The following is a 3,086-nucleotide window of genomic DNA, read 5'->3' on the forward strand; positions in this document are numbered from 1 at the left end:
GATCTTCTACGACCACGGCCCCGAAATCCCCGGCGGCCCACCGGGTTCCCCCGACGAGGACGGCGACCGCTTCATCGAGATCTGGAACCTCGTCTTCATGCAGTACGAGCAGGTCACCAAGGAGACGCGGGTCGACCTGCCGCGGCCGTCGATCGACACCGGCATGGGGCTGGAGCGCATCGCCGCGGTGCTGCAGGGCAAGCACGACAATTACGACATCGACCTGTTCAAGGCGATGATCCGCGCCTCGGAAGAGGCGACCGGGGTCCCCGCCGAGGGCCCCCATCGGGCGAGCCACCGCATCATTGCCGATCATCTGCGCGCCTCGAGCTTCCTCATCGCCGACGGCGTCCTGCCGTCCAACGAGGGCCGCGGCTACGTGCTGCGCCGCATCATGCGCCGCGCCGTCCGCAACATGCGCCTGCTCGGCGCCACCGGCCCGGTCGTCCAGGAGCTCGTCGACACCGTCATCGGGACGATGGGCGAGCAGTACCCGGAGCTGGTCACCGACCGCAAGCGGATCGAGACCGTCGCCCTCGCCGAGGAGGCCGCGTTCCTCAAGGCCCTCAAGGGCGGCACCAACATCCTCGACACCGCCGTCACCGAGACCAAGGCCGCCGGCGGCACGATCCTCGCCGGTGACAAGGCGTTCCTGCTCCACGACACCTGGGGCTTCCCGATCGACCTCACCCTGGAGATGGCCGCCGAGCAGGGCCTCTCCGTGGACGAGGACGGCTTCCGCCGCCTGATGAAGGAGCAGCGGGAGCGCGCCAAGGCCGACGCCAAGGCCAAGAAGACCGGCCACGCCGACGTCACCGCCTACCGCGAGATCGCGGACAGCAACGGCGCCACCGAGTTCACCGGCTACACCAACACCGAGGGCGAGTCCACCGTCGTCGGGCTGCTGGTCAACGGCGTCCCGTCGCCGGCCGCCACCGAGGGCGACGACGTCGAGGTCGTCCTCGACCGCACCCCGTTCTACGCCGAGGGCGGCGGCCAGCTCGCCGACCAGGGCCGGATCAAGCTGCACAGCGGCGCCGTCATCGAGATCCGCGACGTCCAGCAGCCGGTCCCCGGCGTCACGGTGCACAAGGGCGCGGTCCAGGTCGGCGAGGTGACGGTGGGCTCCACCGCGTACACCACCATCGACATCCGCCGCCGCCGGGCCATCGCCCGCGCCCACTCCGCCACCCACCTGACCCACCAGGCGCTGCGCGACGCCCTCGGCCCGACGGCCGCCCAGGCCGGTTCGGAGAACTCGCCCGGCCGCTTCCGCTTCGACTTCGGTTCGCCGAACGCCGTGCCCGGCGCCGTCCTCACGGACGTCGAGCAGAAGATCAACGAGGTGCTGGCCCGCGAACTCGACGTGCACGCCGAGGTCATGCCGATCGACGAGGCCAAGCGTCAGGGCGCCATCGCCGAGTTCGGCGAGAAGTACGGCGAGAAGGTCCGCGTCGTCACCATCGGCGACTTCTCCAAGGAGCTGTGCGGCGGCACGCACGTCCACAACACCGCCCAGCTGGGTCTGGTGAAGCTGCTCGGCGAGTCGTCCATCGGCTCCGGCGTGCGCCGCATCGAGGCCCTGGTCGGCGTCGACGCGTACAACTTCCTGGCTCGTGAGCACACGGTCGTCGCCCAGCTCCAGGAGCTGGTCAAGGGCCGCTCGGAGGAGCTGCCGGAGAAGATCTCCGCGATGCTCGGCAAGCTGAAGGACGCCGAGAAGGAGATCGAGAAGTTCCGTGCGGAGAAGGTCCTCCAGGCCGCCGCCGGACTCGCCGAGAACGCCCAGGACATCCGCGGCGTGGCCCTCGTCGTGGGCCAGGTGCCGGACGGCACCGGCGCCGACGACCTGCGCCGGCTCGTCCTCGACGTGCGCGGCCGCATTCCGTCGGACCGTCCGGCCGTCGTGGCCCTGTTCACCACGGCCAACGGCAAGCCGCTGACCGTCATCGCCACCAACGAGGCCGCGCGTGAGCGCGGTCTCAAGGCCGGCGAGCTGGTCCGCGCCGCCGCCAAGACCCTCGGCGGCGGCGGTGGCGGCAAGCCGGACGTCGCCCAGGGCGGTGGCCAGAACCCGGCCGCGATCGGTGAGGCCGTGGACGCCGTGGAGCGCATGGTCGGGGAGTCGGCCAAGTAATGCGCACGGGCCGCAGACTCGCGATCGACGTCGGGGACGCCCGTATCGGGGTCGCCTCGTGCGACCCCGACGGGATCCTCGCCACTCCGGTGGAGACGGTCCCGGGCCGGGACGTCCCGGCAGCTCATCGTCGGCTGAAGCAGCTGGTCGAGGAGTACGAACCGATCGAGGTGGTCGTCGGCCTCCCTCGCTCCCTCAAGGGGGGCGAGGGCCCGGCCGCGGTCAAGGTCCGCGGCTTCGTCCAGGAGCTCGCCCGGGGGATCGCGCCCGTCCCGGTCAGGCTCGTCGACGAGCGGATGACCACGGTGACGGCCAGTCAGGGACTGCGCGCATCCGGAGTGAAATCCAAAAAGGGCAGATCGGTCATCGACCAGGCAGCAGCCGTGATCATCCTTCAGCAGGCGCTGGAATCCGAACGGGTGTCAGGTAAAGCACCCGGCGAGGGCGTCGAAGTGGTCATCTGATCGCGGTACGGTAACGTTCCGCGCGATGCGGCGACATTCGAACAGTCACCGCACAGAAAGAGGCGAAACGGTAGCCGGATGGTGAGAGAAGGAGACCGCCGCCTCGCGGCTCTAGGGGATCGATGACTGAGTATGGCCGGGGCGAAGGCTCCGAACCGTGGCATCCCGAGGACCCGTTGTACGGGGACGGCGGATGGGAAGGGCAGCAGGCCCATGCGGGTCAGCAGTCCCCCTACGGCGGCCAGCCGCAGCACTATCCGCAGCAGCAGCCGCAGTACGACAACGGTGGCTGGGGCGACGGCCGGCAGGCCGCCTATGGTCAGGCGCAGCAGCAGTACCCGCAGCACGATGGCCAGTACGAGCAGCACCAGCAGTACAACCAGCAGCAGTACAACCAACAGCAGTACGACCAGCAGCATCAGCAGCAGTACGACCAGCAGGCGTACCAGGGCGGGCCGCAGCAGTCGTACGACCAGAACGGCAAC

The 3,086-nt window shown here is 69.8% G+C and carries 2 protein-coding genes and 1 pseudogene; all 3 read left to right on the top strand.

Going from position 1 to position 3,086, the window contains the following annotated elements; translation table 11 throughout:
- Positions 1-2,137 (top strand): alanine--tRNA ligase (alaS, locus tag VIU94_RS28525; RefSeq protein WP_331915525.1); only part of this gene is annotated, 2,137 nt, incomplete at its 5' end.
- Positions 2,137-2,601: a Holliday junction resolvase RuvX gene (ruvX, locus tag VIU94_RS28530; RefSeq protein ID WP_057614165.1), complete on the top strand. Its 465-nt coding sequence runs from the start codon at positions 2,137-2,139 to the stop codon at positions 2,599-2,601. The genes alaS and ruvX, both read left to right, overlap by 1 nt.
- 122 nt (positions 2,602-2,723) lie before the next feature.
- Positions 2,724-3,086 (top strand): annotated as a pseudogene (locus VIU94_RS28535) (endolytic transglycosylase MltG); the annotation flags it as partial.

The sequence above is a fragment of the Streptomyces sp. genome (genome assembly GCF_036566765.1).
Taxonomy (GTDB): Bacteria; Actinomycetota; Actinomycetes; order Streptomycetales; family Streptomycetaceae; genus Streptomyces.

What these genes read in the sequence shown, in the direction of transcription:
- ruvX (WP_057614165.1), top strand. Translation starts at nt 2,137, where the DNA reads ATGCGCACGGGCCGCAGACTCGCGATCGACGTCGGGGACGCCCGTATC.